Source organism: Natrarchaeobaculum aegyptiacum (genome assembly GCF_002156705.1).
Lineage (GTDB): Archaea > Halobacteriota > Halobacteria > Halobacteriales > Natrialbaceae > Natrarchaeobaculum > Natrarchaeobaculum aegyptiacum.
Map to the genome: position 1 here is coordinate 2,832,566 of NZ_CP019893.1, position 14,299 is coordinate 2,846,864.

Annotated in this window: 13 protein-coding genes; 5 read left to right on the forward strand and 8 right to left on the reverse strand. The window is 65.5% G+C overall.

Annotated features, from left to right (window positions below; translation table 11 throughout):
- Positions 1–89: 89 nt before the first annotated feature.
- The 4 genes from B1756_RS13850 to B1756_RS13865 all read right to left on the reverse strand — a co-directional run bounded on the left by B1756_RS13850 (position 90) and on the right by B1756_RS13865 (position 5,434).
- Entirely contained in the window at positions 90–1,949 is a 1,860-nt protein-coding gene (locus tag B1756_RS13850; protein ID WP_086889081.1) for a carbon starvation CstA family protein, read from the reverse strand.
- Between the two features lie 109 nt (positions 1,950–2,058).
- A complete protein-coding gene (locus B1756_RS13855; protein ID WP_086890197.1) occupies positions 2,059–3,027 on the reverse strand; it encodes an ArsA family ATPase in 969 nt (322 codons plus the stop codon).
- A 5-nt stretch (positions 3,028–3,032) separates the two neighbouring features.
- Entirely contained in the window at positions 3,033–3,329 is a 297-nt protein-coding gene (locus B1756_RS13860; protein WP_086889082.1) for a DUF7990 family protein, read from the reverse strand.
- Positions 3,330–3,403: 74 nt separating this feature from the next.
- A complete protein-coding gene (locus B1756_RS13865) occupies positions 3,404–5,434 on the reverse strand; it encodes a hypothetical protein (protein ID WP_086889083.1) in 2,031 nt (676 codons plus the stop codon).
- Positions 5,435–5,541: 107 nt separating this feature from the next.
- On the opposite strand from B1756_RS13865, the gene B1756_RS13870 reads away from it, so the two are divergent.
- On the forward strand, positions 5,542–6,867 hold the full coding sequence (locus B1756_RS13870) for a CobW family GTP-binding protein (RefSeq protein ID WP_086889084.1): 1,326 nt from the start codon (positions 5,542–5,544) through the stop codon (positions 6,865–6,867).
- A 71-nt stretch (positions 6,868–6,938) separates the two neighbouring features.
- Here the strand turns inward: B1756_RS13870 and B1756_RS13875 are convergent, their stop codons facing one another.
- Positions 6,939–7,346, reverse strand: a complete 408-nt coding sequence (locus B1756_RS13875; protein WP_086889085.1) for a polyketide cyclase — start codon at positions 7,344–7,346, stop codon at positions 6,939–6,941.
- A gap of 130 nt (positions 7,347–7,476) precedes the next feature.
- Here B1756_RS13875 and B1756_RS13880 point away from each other — a divergent pair, with 130 nt between their 5' ends.
- Both B1756_RS13880 and B1756_RS13885 read left to right on the forward strand, forming a co-directional pair.
- Complete coding sequence (locus tag B1756_RS13880; RefSeq protein ID WP_086889086.1) at positions 7,477–7,704, forward strand: DUF8107 family protein; 228 nt, start codon at positions 7,477–7,479, stop codon at positions 7,702–7,704.
- A gap of 95 nt (positions 7,705–7,799) precedes the next feature.
- The gene (locus B1756_RS13885) at positions 7,800–9,413 is read left to right on the forward strand and encodes a spermidine synthase (protein ID WP_086889087.1); all 1,614 of its coding nucleotides are present in this window, start codon (positions 7,800–7,802) and stop codon (positions 9,411–9,413) included.
- 38 nt (positions 9,414–9,451) lie between these two features.
- Here B1756_RS13885 and B1756_RS13890 read toward each other — a convergent pair whose 3' ends face one another.
- Both B1756_RS13890 and B1756_RS13895 read right to left on the reverse strand, forming a co-directional pair.
- Positions 9,452–9,667 (reverse strand): hypothetical protein, encoded by a 216-nt coding sequence (locus B1756_RS13890; RefSeq protein ID WP_086889088.1) that lies wholly within the window; start codon positions 9,665–9,667, stop codon positions 9,452–9,454.
- Positions 9,668–9,788: 121 nt separating this feature from the next.
- Positions 9,789–10,211 (reverse strand): universal stress protein, encoded by a 423-nt coding sequence (locus B1756_RS13895; protein ID WP_086889089.1) that lies wholly within the window; start codon positions 10,209–10,211, stop codon positions 9,789–9,791.
- A 98-nt stretch (positions 10,212–10,309) separates the two neighbouring features.
- Between B1756_RS13895 and B1756_RS13900 the strand changes: the two genes are divergently transcribed.
- On the forward strand, positions 10,310–10,525 hold the full coding sequence (locus B1756_RS13900) for a hypothetical protein (RefSeq protein ID WP_086889090.1): 216 nt from the start codon (positions 10,310–10,312) through the stop codon (positions 10,523–10,525).
- Between the two features lie 110 nt (positions 10,526–10,635).
- On the opposite strand, the gene B1756_RS13905 is transcribed toward B1756_RS13900, so the two are convergent.
- Positions 10,636–12,312: an acetate--CoA ligase gene (locus B1756_RS13905; protein WP_086889091.1), complete on the reverse strand. Its 1,677-nt coding sequence runs from the start codon at positions 12,310–12,312 to the stop codon at positions 10,636–10,638.
- A 185-nt stretch (positions 12,313–12,497) separates the two neighbouring features.
- On the opposite strand from B1756_RS13905, the gene B1756_RS13910 reads away from it, so the two are divergent.
- Positions 12,498–14,201 (forward strand): hydroxysqualene dehydroxylase, encoded by a 1,704-nt coding sequence (locus B1756_RS13910; protein ID WP_086889092.1) that lies wholly within the window; start codon positions 12,498–12,500, stop codon positions 14,199–14,201.
- Positions 14,202–14,299 lie beyond the last annotated feature (98 nt).

Consider the following 14,299-nt stretch of genomic DNA (forward strand, 5'->3'; position numbering starts at 1 on the left):
GGGCCGAATGGCCGAACTGACGGATCGTGATACCTCTCTGGGTACGCTGACGCAAAAAATCGGTTTTCGAAACCGGATCGGCGATGGGATCAGTCGTCGTCGGAGCCTACCGCCGGTTCCTCGGGCGAGATGAGGCTCTCGCGAGCCTCCGAGAGGTTGTCGTAGGCCATCTTGATGATCGACAGTGCGAGGAAGATCAGCACGAACGCCAGCAGCATCCGGAGTCCGCTCGAGATGACCCCTATCGCTCCGAATTCAGCCCGCCAGGCGGGGTCGAGCAACTGCCGCTGCAGGTTCTCGACGAAAGCCAGCCAGAGCAGCCCACAGACGGTGATGACGGCCATAATGACGACCGGCACACCAGTTGTCAGGAGCTGCTTGGTGTCTTTCCAGTTGGCGAGCCAGACGGTCGCCGTCAGCAGGGCGAGCGCGGCGAGCAACTGGTTGGCACCGCCGAACAGCGGCCAGAGCTCTTCCCACTGTCCGCTCGAGACGAGCAGGAAGGCGGCGACGGTCGCGACGCCGGTGTTGACGTACTTGTTCGCGGCGACGTTTTCGACGTCGGTCTCCGGGGTGCCGACGAGTTCTTCCATCATGTACCGGCCGAGTCGGAGGCCGGTGTCGAGGCTCGTCAGCAGGAAGCTGACGAACACGAGCGCCATGAACACTTCACCGGTGAGCATCGGGATCCCGAAGCTCGTGAGGATGAGTCCGCCACCCTCGGCGAAGTTCGGAAGGGCAGCGCCGATGCCGCCGACGCCGGCGTCAGTGACGGCGATGACGGAGACAGCGGCGAGTGCGGTTGCGGCGAGCAGTCCCTCACCGAGCATCCCACCGTAGCCGATCATGCGGGCGTCGCTTTCGCGGTTCAGCTGTTTCGCCGTCGTCCCCGAGGAGACCAGCGAGTGGAAGCCACTGATCGTCCCGCAGGCGATGGTGATGAAAAGCAGCGGGAACAGCGGCATCGCGACGTCCACGAGGTCGCCGCCGAAGAACCCGGTGTAGGCGGGCAATTGAATCGTCAGCGCCTCGGCACCGGTCGTCCCGTCGGGGGCCTGGGCCGTCCCGAGGAACGTTCCGACGATGACCGCGAGCAGCGTCCCGCCGACCCCCGTGTAGAGGAGGAACGACGAGAGGTAGTCACGCGGCTGGAGCAACACCCAGACCGGCAAGATTGCGGCCAGGAACGCGTACACTAGCGCGACGATGATCCACATCGCGGTGTTCGCCCCGAACAGCCCGGAACCAGGCACCCACGCACCGTCGCCGCCGAGCAAGATAATCGCTTCGTCGGCGAAGCCACTCGGTTCGAACAGTGCGATCGGGAACTGAAGACCGACCCAGACGCTGGCGAAGACACCAGCGACGAAGACCCCCGTTCCGGCGATAAACGGCAGGTTCAGCTGGTACAGCCAGACGCCGAAGACGAACGCGAGCGCGATGTAGATGATGCTCGCGGTCGCCGCCTGTGGATAGGCGTCGAGGATAATGGCGACCAGCAGCGAGAACACCGCCACCACGAGGATGATGACGAGGAACGCGAACCAGAGGAACATGTTCTTCCCCCGCTCGCCGATGTACTCGCCGATGATGTACCCGATCGACTTGCCCTCGTGACGCACGCTCGAGGACAGCGACATGAAGTCGTGAACGGCACCCATCAGCGGGTTGCCGATGGCGACCCACAGCACAGCCGGGAGCCATCCCCAGATGAGCGCCGCCGTGATCGGGCCGGCAATCGGCGCACCGCCTGCGATGCTCGAGAAGTGGTGCCCGAGCAACACCGGTTTCTTTGCCGGTACGTATTCTTGACCGTCCTGATACTTGTGAGCCGGTGTCTCTCGCGAGTCGTCGAGTTCGACGAACCGTGAGAGGTACCGCCCGTACGCGACGTAGCCGACGCTGAACAGCACCAGCACCGTCGCAACGATCCAGATTACCCCTGTCATAAGTACCCAAGCGATGATTGGAGCAATGTACTATAAATCATGTGGGACGCGAACCGTAGCCTCAGTTATACGTCTGCACGAACGCGTTTGCGGCTGTCTACTAGAAAGCTTATGTCGATGAGTACGGCTCGATTTCGAGCTGGCCTGCTACCGATGCCAGTCGATCCGTCCGAATCTCTTCGACCTGCGTTTCGATCGTCGCGACGACTGGCGGCGCGAGTTCCGTTCTCGCGGTCTCGAGCCGCTCCTGCTCGGTTTCCACGCGTGACCGAAGGTACTCGCCACCCCGGCCTGCGTCGTCGGAATCTGGTTCGGGCGTGAGCCGGTTTGCGACCAGCCCTCGGACACCGAGGCCCTGTTCTTCGAGACGGTCGATCGCGCGCCCGGTCTCACGAATCGACAGCGAGTCGGGGTTGAACACGAGGTAAAACGCCGCCTCATCCCGGAGCCGGCGACCCGCGTCTTCGAAGAACTCCTTGCGTTCTTGCAGGTGCGCGATCACGGGGTCGCCTTCGAGCACGCGCCGCGGTTCTCGTCCGCCGATCGCGGCTTTTTCGTAGAGGTCGATGCTCTTGCGGCGTTTCATCATGAGCCGGTCGATCCACCCCTCGAGGAACTCGGGCAACGAGAGGAGCCTGAGTGTCCCACCCGTCGGCGAGGTGTCGAAGACGACGCGATCGTACCCCTCACTCGAGCGCATGACGTCGACGAACCGGTCGAAGAGCGCGGCCTCGTAAGCACCGGGAGTCCCGTGGGCCATCTCGATCTGGCGGTCGACCGCGTTGACCATCGCCGCTGAAACCTGGTCGGAGAGCTTGCGCTTTACGTCCTGGAGGTGTCGAGTGACCTCCTCGTCGGGATCGATCTCCATCGCCGAGAGGGTCTCGACGGCGTCGACCGGTCGCGGGTCGTCCCCGAACGACTGATCGAAGAGGTCGCCGACCGAGTGCGCCGGATCCGTCGAGACGAGCAGCGTCTCGAGTCCCGCATCGGCACAGCGATAGGCGTACGCCGAGGAGACCGTCGTCTTGCCGACTCCGCCTTTGCCGCCGAAGAAGACGAATCGATCGCTATCCATCGCCATCAGAAGTGATACTGGTGGCCCTTTCGTTCGACCAGCGTGGACCGGTCCCAGAGTCGGCGCTCCCAGGCTTCGAACTCGTCTTCGAGGTAGGGCAACAGTTCGGCCGTGTAGTACGAGACCGGCGAGGGGACGCCGAAGGCGTCCGGGAAACAGGCGAGCATGAACTCGTCTTCCAGATCCTCGGCTTCGGCTTCGATCTTCTCGTAGGCCGGGTGCGAAATCATCCCGTGATAGAGGCCAGCCAGCCACTCCTCGAGTGCGGCCTGGTAGGTAGCGATTCGGTCGGCGAGGCTCATTCGTCTAGGGTCGTCGGTCCGGCGAGCAAAAATGTATCGGGACCGTCGGTCGACCGACGACAGACCGCGCTCGCCTACCGATCCGGGAACGCGGCACCGACGTTCCCGACGTCCTCGTACTCGAGTGCCACGTGTCCGGCTTCTCCGAGGTCGACTTCGAAGCTGTCGCCTTCCTCGAAGGCTCCATCGACGCGGTCGTCGAGGGGGAACTCCTCGTGGCCGTCGCTCCAGACCTGGACCTCGACAGCCGAGGACGGAATCTCGTCACCACCGACGTGTTCGACGGTGCCGTCGTCGTACTCGAGGTCGACCCCCGGCGACGCCCGTGTCCAGCCAACCCGTACCTCGTCGTCACCCCAGACGACCGCAACGCTCGAGCCGACGTCGACGGCCTCGAGGGTGACCGTCACCTGCCCGTCGATCGTTGCTTCCTCGTCTGCAAACTGCACCTCGGCCGGCGCGTCCTCGACCAGCAGTTCGTAGACGTCGGCGGGCTGTGATCCCTCGACCTCGAGGGTTATAGAGAGCGAATCGGCGGCGTAGTCGTAGTCGAACTCGACGGTCCCTGGTGGATCGATCGCGTGGCGGCCGATCGAGTCGTCGTGGCTCGAGCCGTCCCAGCCGACGAGGACCTCGTCACCGGGTGCGACGTCCTCGAGGGTCGCCTCGACGCCGGGCTCGAGCATTTCGCCGGTCCAGGGTTCCTCGACGGCGACCGGGTCGGGTGTGAGACGCTCGCCGGTGTCCTCGTCGAACTCCCCGAACGGGCTCTCGTCGTAGACCGCCAGTGAGACTCGATCCCCGTCGAGTGGGAACTCGTCGTCGTACTCGACGGACAACGTGCCCTCGTCGTGGTCGTAGTCGAACGCGAACTGGAACCGATGGAGGATCGACGTGCCGCTCCCGCTCGAACCCATTTCGTGGTCGTGGCGGAGCATGAGGGATGTGTTCGGTTCGACGTCGTCCATCCGGAGGACGATCGTGTCACCTTCCTCGATCGTCCCCTGGCCGTCGGCCCAGACGTCCCGGTCGTACTCCTCGTCGTTGACCTCGAGTTCGAGGTCCTCGGCGGGGGTCGGGTCGCCACGACCGACCTCGAGTTCGACGACGTCGGCGTCGGGGTCGATCTCCCGGTCGGCCACCCGGAGCGAACCTGGACTGTCGTGCTCTGTGGCTGCGCGTTCGGCCTCGAGGTCGCGTTCGACCGTCATCGTGACGGTGCGGCCATCGACGTCGGCAGACGGCTCCTCACGGGTTGGCATGTAGGCGAAGTCGCCTTCGATCTGCTCGACGAGTTCGTCGGTGACGGCGGCTTCGTCGGCGAATGTGACGGCGTAGGTCACCTCGATCGTATCGGGGTCGAGAACCGTTTCGGTCGTGACGAGAGACTCGAGTTCGGGTTCCTCTTCGTCGGGCCACATCAGCGGAAGCGTGCCCTCACCAGCGAGGTGGACCCTGAGGCTGTCGGCGTCGTCGTACCTCTGGTACAGGGTGGCGACCTCGTCGTTGCCCTCGAGCAGTCGATTTCCGTCGCCGGCGGCTGCCTCGAGGACCGCCTCGAGCGTGGATTCGTCGTCGGCGATTGCGACGGCGTCGCCGACGTCCGCAGCGACGACCGTCTCGTCGCCATGCTCGTTTTCGACCTCGTATCGCTCGTAGGTGAGACCGTCCTCGTGCTCGACGGTCTCGCCGTCGTCGATCGGCAGGTCGCCGACGACGATCCGGAGCGGTCGCTCGTGGGCGGGGTGGTCGTCGTCTTCGTCTTCGACGATACGCGTGACCGTCGCGACGACGGAGACGTCCTCAGGTTCGGCGTCGAACGGCGCGACGTTCACCCACCGTTCGTGTGGGTGGTCTGCAGTCTGGAGGGCCTCGTGGTCTTCGACGGCGACGACCAGACCGTCGCCATCGACAGTCGCCGGGAGCCAGTCGACGATCGTTTCGGGTGTTGGGGCCTCGAGGGTCGCCGGATCGTCACCGTCTTCTGCGACTGCGCTCGCGGTAGCGCCGAGACTGAGGGCAGTCGTCGCGGCGATGCCGCCGAGAACCGTTCTGCGGGTCGTATCCGTCGCTGGGGTGGAGTGCGGTTTGTGGGGACCGTCCATAGCACCCGGGTATTGATACTCTTCCAACAAGTAGGTTGTTATTACAGTCAGCCGTGACGACACTATCGGCGGCGAACCTTTTCCCGGTCCGGTTCCTTCGTTCGCGCATGCACGATTCGATTCCCGTGACCGTCCTCTCTGGGAGCCTCGGCGCGGGGAAGACGACGCTGCTCAACCACCTCTTGCGGAACGCGGGCGAGCGGGATCTGGCGGTGCTCGTCAACGACATGGGGACGGTGAACGTCGACGCCGAACTCGTCGCCGAGGGATCCGATCTCGACGTCGAGGGTGGCGTCGCAGAACTCTCGAACGGTTGCATCTGCTGTGAACTGCAAGACGACCTCGAGACGGCGGTGGTTCGCCTCGCCCGGAACCGGGAGTTCGACCACCTGATCGTCGAGTCCTCGGGCATCTCCGAGCCGGGACCGGTCGCCAGGCTGTTCACGACCGCCTCGCGCGTGGCCGCACGGTACGAGATCGACGCCCTCGTGACCGTCCTCGATACCCGGTTCTTCCTCGACGCGTTCGCCGGCGAGGAGGTCCCAGCGCGCCGCGGTGTGGGTGCCGACGGTGCGGCCGACGACGAAACGAGGCCCCTCACGGACCTTCTGATCGAGCAACTCGAGGTGGCGAACGTCGTCCTCCTGAACAAGACGGACCTCTGTACCGACGACGAACTCGAGGAAGCCGAAGCGCTCGTGCGGGGGCTCCAGCCGGATGCCGAGACGATCCGGACGGAGTTCAGCACCGTCGATCCCGATCGGCTGCTGGGAATCGACCGATTCGATCCGGATCGGATCGGCGAGCTGGCGGGGTGGCAACAGGCACTCGCCGACGACGAACGTGACGACGGTGTTGAGGACGAAGGTCACGGCCACGAGCACAGTGATCACGGCCACGAGCACAGTGATCACGACCACGATCACGACCACGATCACGACCACGACCACGATCACGACCACGATCACGACCACGACCACCGCCACCCCGACGAGGTCTACGGCGTCGACTCGATCGTTCTCCGGGAACGTCGCCCGTTCCACCCCGAACGGTTCGCCGAGTTCCTTCGCGCGCTCCCCGAGGGAATCGTCCGCTCGAAAGGTACTGCCTGGATCGCCGGCAGCGACGCCAGAGTCGACCTCTCGCAGGCCGGCCCCTCGATCCGCGCGACCGTCAGGGGCCCGTGGATCGCCAGCCTCCCGGAAGTGGACCAGGACCTCTACCGGTCGAACCGACCGAATCTCGAGTGGCACGACGACCACGGCGATCGGCAGACGGAACTGGTCTTCATCGGCACCGACGTCGACGACGACTGCCTCGCCGCCGACCTCGAGTCCTGTCTGGTCACCGACGAGGAGTGGGACGACGCCACCGCCCTCGAGAATCCGTTCCCGACCGAGCAGGGTGAGGAAGTCGTCCTCCGCGAGCCCTGAGAACGGCCCTGTCGGTCCGATCGAAGCTGTCTACCTGCTCTGAAGCTTGGCACGTCGACGGAGAACCAGCGTCACTCGAACTCGGTTTCGAGTTCGTCGAGCGCCCGCTCGAGTTCGCCCCGGCGTTTCCAGGCGGCGATCCGGTCGCCGAACGGTAACGGGGCCGCGAGCGAGACGGTAGAGCGCATCGTGACGACGGTGCCGGCCCGGCCCTGCTCGACGTCGATCCACGTCTCCATGTGCGAGAACGGGCCGTGGTCACCCTCCTGGGTGTAGTAGATCGTCCCGTCGTGGTCTTCGAACCGGAGTGGTAACTCGAGGCCGGGGCCGGAGGCGACGACGACGGTCGCGTCCTCCTGGTCGTCGATACTGACGACGGTAAAGCTCCCCTCGGCCTCGACGATGGTCGCGGGCTCGAGCCACGCCCGGACGTCAGCTGCCGAGGCCTGAATCGCCCGGGAACGCGTCACCTCTCGCATGGGAGTTCCTTCGGCTGGACCGACAAAAAGCCGCTGGCACGACGGTGATCGGTTCGTGGCAGCTGTCACGACCGACCGCGTCGACGTATCCACAGAAACGGCTAAGTGACCGACACCCACGTATTCGAGCATGACTGATCCGGATGGGGATCGCAAGGAAGGGTTCAGGGAGGGGATGGAGTCCTCCGAGGGAGACCCGCGCGTGGTGGTGCTGATCAACGCCGTGTTGTCGGTGCTGTTCGCCTGGCTGCTGGTCTGGGGTGGCGAACTCGTCGGATTCGTCGAATTCTCCGTTACGAACGTCGCGCTCGTCGCGGTCGGGCTGTTCGTGTTTACCTTCGTCGCCTCGAAACCCTGAGCAGGCCTGCGGTCGACCCCGACGCCGTCTCTCGATCGATCGGAGACGACCGCGAGGCGACAAGTACTCGAGTGGCGACCTGTTTTGGTCGGCCAATGCAGACGCGGTCGCTGGCCGGCGTTCGACCCACCCGTCCCGAACTCGCGGTGTTCGTCGCGGGGATCACGAGCATGGGTCTCGAGATTCTCGCCGTTCGGGTCGTCGCCCCGCAGTTCGGGAACCACATCTACACCGTCGGGGGAATCCTGACGGTCTTCCTCCTCGCACTCAGCCTCGGCTACTGGCAGGGCGGGAGACGCGCGGCGAACGCGACCACTCGCGAGATGAGCTGGATCATGCTCGCTACCGCGGTCTACGTGGCGATGGTGATCTACGCGAGTGACCTGTTGCTCACCTACACGTCGACGCTCGCGCTCCCGCCCAGATACGCCTCCCTTCCGGCAGTCATCTTGCTGTTCGGCCCGCCAACCTACCTCCTCGGGTTCATCAGCCCGTACGCCGCCGAACTCTCCCAGAAGCAGGGGACCGGCGAGGCCTCCGGCCACGTCTACGCCCTCGGGACGATCGGCAGCATCGTCGGCTCGGCGGCGACCACCTTCGTCCTCATCCCGTCGTTGACCGTCGACTCGATCGGCCTGCTCTTCGGAGTCGCCCTCGTCGTCACGGCGATCGCCCTCGAGGCCCCCTCGATCCCCCGGTCGTCGACTATCGCGAGCGTCCTCGTCGTCCTCTTGCTGGTCGGTGCGGCGGGGGCGGCCCCGGTCGACCTCGACTACCGCGGCGAGGTCGTCTACGAGACCCAGACGCCCTACCAGCAACTCGAGATCATCGATCACGACAGCGAGCGGACGATGTACCTGGATGGCGCGCGACACAGCGCGATGGACCTCGAGGACCCCGACAGACACGTCTTCACCTACACGAGATACTTCCACCTGCCGATGCTCGTCGCCGACGATCACGAGGACGTCGACCGCGTCCTCTTCGTCGGCGGCGGTGGCTACACCGGCCCGCAGGACTTCGCCGACCGCTACGATGCCGACGTCGACATCGTCGAGATCGATCCCGAGGTGACCGCCGCCGCCGAGGACTACTTCGGCCTCGAGACCGATCGCGACGACATCACAGTCTACGAGGAAGACGCCCGCCAGTACCTCCAGCGCACCGACCAGACCTACGACGTGATCGTCCTCGACGCCTACAAGCTCGATCAGGTTCCTTTCCACCTGACGACCGTCGAGTTCGTGGAACTCACGTCCGAGCGACTCGCCGCCGACGGCGTCTTGCACGCGAACGTCATCGCCGCCCCGAGCGGCCCCGCCGCCGAGTTCTACGAGGCCCAGCACCGAACAGTCGAGGAGGTCTTCGACGACACCTACAGTTTCCGCACCTCGGACTCGAGCGCCGTACAGAACATCCAGCTGGTCGCCACCAACCAGCCCACGGACCTCTCCGACGAGGATCTCGCCCAGCGCAACGTCGACCGGGACCTCGGCGTCGAACTCGATGACGCACTCGAGAATCGAATGGCCAATCCCGACCACGGTCCGGGTGGCGACGCGGCCGACGCCCCGGTGCTGACCGACGACCGTGGTGAGGTCGACAGCCTGCTCGATCCGATGCTCGGCCAGCGCTACGTTATCGAAGAAACCGACGTCGAGAGCGAACCGCTCGAGGAAGCTCCCGCCGAACCTGCACCTGCTGACTGATCGCTCACGTCCCGGATTCTCCGGCCCGCAAGCGTTCCTCACCGGTACACGTTCTGGTAGCGCTCGCGATACCGGTGGAGGGCGAGCCGAGCGCGTCGTCTCGAGGAAAAGCCGAATCCAACTGCGAGACAGGCCTCTCGGGGACACTCCCAGCGGAACGTCTCCGAGTCGGGATCGCGTGTGACGGGAACGTCAGCGTCACAGCGCGGGCACTGCCATCCCCAGCGGCGGTCGGCGACTGGATCACGAGCCATCGTCGGTAGTCGATCCAGTGTCGGGACGCCTGCCCCGTAACGCTTCGAGTGTACACGTGGATGCTTCAGGTGCGACCTCGAGCGGTCGCTACGGAACGAACGGCCGAACGAAGGTGAGTCGTCAGTCTGACTTGCTTCCGGTCACGACCACCGGGCGGTCGGAACTGAGGATGACCGACTGAGTGACGCTGCCGAAGACGGCCTTGCCGACCGGCGAGCGCTTCCGGCCGCCGAGGACGATCGAGTCGACGTCGTACTCCTCGGCTTCGTCGATGATGTCCGATTCGGTGTCGCCGCTGTCTTCCAGTACGTGGACGTCGACGCCGGCCTCCTCCAGGCGTTCGCTCGCCCGTCGAACCGACGAGATCCGCGAGGCGGACTTGAACTGCTCGAACTCTTTGGGGAGGTCCTCGCTGTCCTCGGTGAAGACGAACAGCAGGTACGCTTCGACGTCTTCGCTCGCGTTCGGGAGCGAGGTGATGTAGTCGGCCTGTGCCAGCGCACGATCTTCGTTGGTGTCGACCGGTGCGAGAACGCGGTACATACCACCACGTTCGAACGACTGACTAATAAAGTCGACTCTCAATTCCCGTGGCGCCGGGGACACAACGACTATGGCTCCGCCCCCCGTATCCCTGACCGATGGACGACGAGTCGGTCTCTCGCGGCTCGCTGCTCGGACTCGCTGGGCTTGCGAGTCTGTGCTGTGTCGGTCCCGGCGCGGCAGCGCTGACTGGCAGCGCTGCGGCTGGCGGACTCCTCCTCGGGCTCAGCCAGGCACTCGTAATCGGCCTGACGCTCCTCACGGTCGGTCTCGTCGTCAGGTGGCGACTGGGCTGTTCGCAGTGCTCTTCCTGATCGCCGACCCGGGGTCGAATCGACTGCTCATGCGGATTCCTGTACCGATGTCCCGGCGCGACCGCCGTCCGGGTCGCGGTTGCGCCGGAACTGACGGACAGTAAACCGTATCAGTGGGTGTCGTCACGCTCGCGAAGCGTTTTCCGTCTGATCTTTCCGGTCGTCGTCGTCGGCAGTTCGTCGACGAACTCGACGTACTGAGGATACTCGTACTCGGCGAGACGGTCGCGCACGAGGTCGCGTATCTCCTCGCGGAGGGTATCGGGCTCGTAGTCGTCACCTGCAGGCTGGACGAACGCCTTGATCGCCTCGCCGCGAGTCTCGTCGGGGACGCCGACGACGCCGGCCTGTTCGGCCGCCGGGTGCTGGAGAATGGCTTCCTCGACTTCCATCGGTCCGACGCGGTAGCCACTCGTGAGAATCACGTCGTCGGCCCGCGAGACGAACCACAGGTAGCCGTCGGCGTCGCGCTCGACGAGGTCGCCCGTGCGAAACCACCTCTCGTCGGTCTGCTTTGCGGCCGTCTTCTCGGGCAGTCCCCAGTACTCGTCGAAGAACACCCGGCGGTCACCCGGCCTGACGGCGAGTTCGCCGACCTCGCCGGTCTCGACGTCCTCGAGCGTCTCGGGGTCGAGCACCCGAACGTCGTAGCCCGGGAGCGGCCGGCCCATACTCCCCGGGCGCGTCTCGAACCAGGTGTCGGAGTTGCCGACGACGAGGTTGAGTTCCGTCTGACCGTAGAAGTCGTTGATCGCCACCTCAGCGAAGGTCTCTGCGACCCACTCGACGACCTCCGAGGTAAGCGGTTCACCGGCCGAGGCGAACGTCTCGAGTGCGAGGTCGTACTCGGCTTCGGGGTCGTCGACGCCCATCAGCATCCGGAGTGCAGTCGGCGGCATGAACGCCTTCGTCACGCCATGACGTTCCATCAACTCGTAGACGTCGTCGGGATCGAACCCCTCTCGAGGCCAGCCGACGACGGTGCAGCCGTGGTGCCAGGCGGCAAAGAGCGTGCCACCGAGGGCAGCCCCCCAGGCCCAGTCGGCGGGCGTCCACAGGGTCGCCTCGCCCTCCGCGAGGCCCTGATCGAAGTAGTTGAACGCCGCGGCGGCCCGCCCGAGCCAGAGTGCGTGGCTGTGCAGGACGCCCTTCGGCGGCCCCGTCGACCCACTCGTGTACATGATCGCCGATGGTGTTTCGGGGGTCGCGTCGTGGACGTCGAATCCGGGCTCGTGACGCGAGACGAGGTCAGCGAAGGCGTGGGTGGTCGCACCGTCCTGTTCATCGCCCGCCCCCGCGACCGACTCGCTATTCCCGAGTTCGATCACGTGCTCGAGCGCCGGACACTCCGAACGGACAGCATCGACTGTCTCGCGTACGCTCGGGTCGACGACGACCGCTGTCGCCTCGCTATCTGCGAGTCGGTACTGGATAGCGTCCCGGCCGAACAGCCGTGTCAGCGGCACGGAGACGGCCCCGACCTTCCAGTTCGCGAGGTGAGTGATCGGGTTCTGGGGTTTCTGTGGAACGACGACGCCGACGCGGTCGCCCGGTTCGACGCCGAGCTCGGCAAGCGCCGCCGCGAGTCGGTCTGATCGATCGTCGAGGTCGTCGAAGGAGTAAGTCTCGAGGCCGTCGGGGCCCTCGTACCGGAGCGCGGTCCGGCTCGTGTCCTCGTGTTTCCGCAGGAAGTCGACTGCCGGGTTGAACGACTCGGGGAGGTCCCACGCGAACGCCTCGCGGGCCTGCTCGTAGTCGTCGAACGCCGGCATGACGGTCCAGTTCATAGCGGGGAGGTTCTTCCGGCGGGTGGGTGATTCTTTCGGGTTCGGCGTGGGCCGTGAGAACGTCGTTCCTGCGTGGACGCAGTCAGTCTCCGGGACCAGTAGAACGTGCCAGCCCTCCAGCCAACGGGAGGACGGGAAAGCTGTTAGGCGCGCCCATTATGTCGCCCGCGGGCCTGTAACTGGCAATGATCGAAACCGACGTCGCCGTCGTCGGCGGCGGAATCGGGGGTCTCACCACTGCACACGAACTCGCCGAACGCGGCTTCGACGTGACCGTCCTCGAGGCGACCGATCGGTTCGGCGGCAAGGCCGGGTCGGTGCCGGCGACGATCGAAGCACCGTCGGAACCTTCGTCCGAGTTACCGGCGGATCGACCACCGCTCCACGGCGAACACGGCTTTCGCTTTTTCCCCGCCTTCTACCGACACGTGACCGATACGATGGCGCGAATCCCCGACGGCGGGGGTACCGTCGCCGACAACCTCGTCGAGACCGAGGCCACGTTGATCGCGAACGTCGACGGACCAGCACAGATCGCCGAAACCCGGACGCCCGAGACACTCCAGGACTGGCTCGAGGCGCTGCGCCCGGCGTTCGCCGAGGACCTTCCCCCGGCGGACGTCCGATTCCTGCTGGAACGATTACTGTACCTGCTGACCGCCTGCGAGACCCGCCGCGAGGAGGAACTCGACGACGTCTCCTGGTGGACGTTCATCGACGCCGAGAACCGCTCGCCGGAGTTTCGCGATCGGCTCGCCTACGCCACGCAGGCGCTGGTCGCACTTCGCCCGCAGGCTGGCAGCGCCCGGACGATCGGCACGATCTACCTCCAGTTGCTCTTCGGGCAACTCGATCCAACCCGGCCGACCGAGCGAATCCTGAACGCACCGACCAGCGTCGCCTGGATCGACCCCTGGGTAGAGTACCTCGAGGGGCTGGGTGTCGACTGCCGGGCGAACGCGCCCGCGCGTCGGCTCGAGTTCGACGGCCGCCGGATCACCGCAGTCGAACTGGTCGACGGCGAGACTGTCGTCGCGAGCGAGTTCGTCCTCGCGGTGCCCGTCGAGGTCGCCCCCGCGTTCGTCACGCCCGACCTGGCCCGCGTGGCTCCGGAACTGGACCGGATCGAGCGCCTCGAGACGGCCTGGATGAACGGGATCCAGTTCTATCTCGCCGAAGACGTCGAACTGACGCGGGGCCACCAGGTGTACGCCGACTCGCCGTGGGCGTTGACCTCGATCTCTCAGCGCCAGTTCTGGCGCGACGACGAGTACGACGTGCGTCGTCGTGGCCCCGACGCGGTCGAGGGCGTCCTCTCGGTGATCGCCTCCGACTGGGAGACGCCGGGAACCCTGCACGGAAAACCGGCCAGAGAGTGCACTCGAGAGGAGATCGCGACCGACATCTGGGCCCAGCTGAAAGCGCACCTGAACGCGACCTCGCCGACGCTGTCGGACGACCTGCTCGTCGACTGGTTCCTCGACCCGGCGATCGTCGAAACCGACGCGGGCGTCGCAAACCAGTCGCCGCTGCTGATCAACACCGTCGGCTCGCTCCGGAACCGACCGCCGGCGGACATCGCTATCCCGAACCTCACGCTCGCGGCCGACTACGTGCGGACGGACACCGATCTCGCGTCGATGGAGTCGGCCAACGAAGCCGGTCGTCGGGCGGCGAACGCCATCCTCGAGCGCCGGGGGTTCGGACGCGGGGCCGGAACCGACGTGGGAACCACAGCGAGGGCGCAGATCTGGGCCCTCGAGGAACCGGCCCCGTTCGAACCGTTCAAGCGGCAGGATCGGATTCAGTATCGGCTCGGGCTCCCGCATCCCGCCGAGGTCACCCAGTCAGTCCGGGTGCTCGCCGGGCGGCTCAGTGGACGAGCTTGAGTGATCTCTTCGAACGGAACTGAGAGAACGGCTCTGTTGAAACCCTTGATTGATGATGCATTTCAGCAGTTCTGCTGAATTGAGAGCGCGAATGTCGT

Excerpts from the sequence above, each read along its gene's own strand:
- B1756_RS13910 (WP_086889092.1), top strand. The coding sequence starts at position 12,498 with ATGATCGAAACCGACGTCGCCGTCGTCGGCGGCGGAATCGGGGGTCTC.
- B1756_RS13860 (WP_086889082.1), bottom strand. The coding sequence starts at position 3,329 with ATGAGCCTCGCCGACCGAATCGCTACCTACCAGGCCGCACTCGAGGAG.
- B1756_RS13855 (WP_086890197.1), bottom strand. The coding sequence starts at position 3,027 with ATGGATAGCGATCGATTCGTCTTCTTCGGCGGCAAAGGCGGAGTCGGC.
- B1756_RS13850 (WP_086889081.1), bottom strand. The coding sequence starts at position 1,949 with ATGACAGGGGTAATCTGGATCGTTGCGACGGTGCTGGTGCTGTTCAGC.
- B1756_RS13865 (WP_086889083.1), bottom strand. The coding sequence starts at position 5,434 with ATGGACGGTCCCCACAAACCGCACTCCACCCCAGCGACGGATACGACC.
- B1756_RS13870 (WP_086889084.1), top strand. The coding sequence starts at position 5,542 with ATGCACGATTCGATTCCCGTGACCGTCCTCTCTGGGAGCCTCGGCGCG.
- B1756_RS13895 (WP_086889089.1), bottom strand. The coding sequence starts at position 10,211 with ATGTACCGCGTTCTCGCACCGGTCGACACCAACGAAGATCGTGCGCTG.
- B1756_RS13885 (WP_086889087.1), top strand. The coding sequence starts at position 7,800 with ATGCAGACGCGGTCGCTGGCCGGCGTTCGACCCACCCGTCCCGAACTC.
- B1756_RS13905 (WP_086889091.1), bottom strand. The coding sequence starts at position 12,312 with ATGAACTGGACCGTCATGCCGGCGTTCGACGACTACGAGCAGGCCCGC.
- B1756_RS13900 (WP_086889090.1), top strand. The coding sequence starts at position 10,310 with ATGGACGACGAGTCGGTCTCTCGCGGCTCGCTGCTCGGACTCGCTGGG.
- B1756_RS13890 (WP_086889088.1), bottom strand. The coding sequence starts at position 9,667 with ATGGCTCGTGATCCAGTCGCCGACCGCCGCTGGGGATGGCAGTGCCCG.
- B1756_RS13880 (WP_086889086.1), top strand. The coding sequence starts at position 7,477 with ATGACTGATCCGGATGGGGATCGCAAGGAAGGGTTCAGGGAGGGGATG.
- B1756_RS13875 (WP_086889085.1), bottom strand. The coding sequence starts at position 7,346 with ATGCGAGAGGTGACGCGTTCCCGGGCGATTCAGGCCTCGGCAGCTGAC.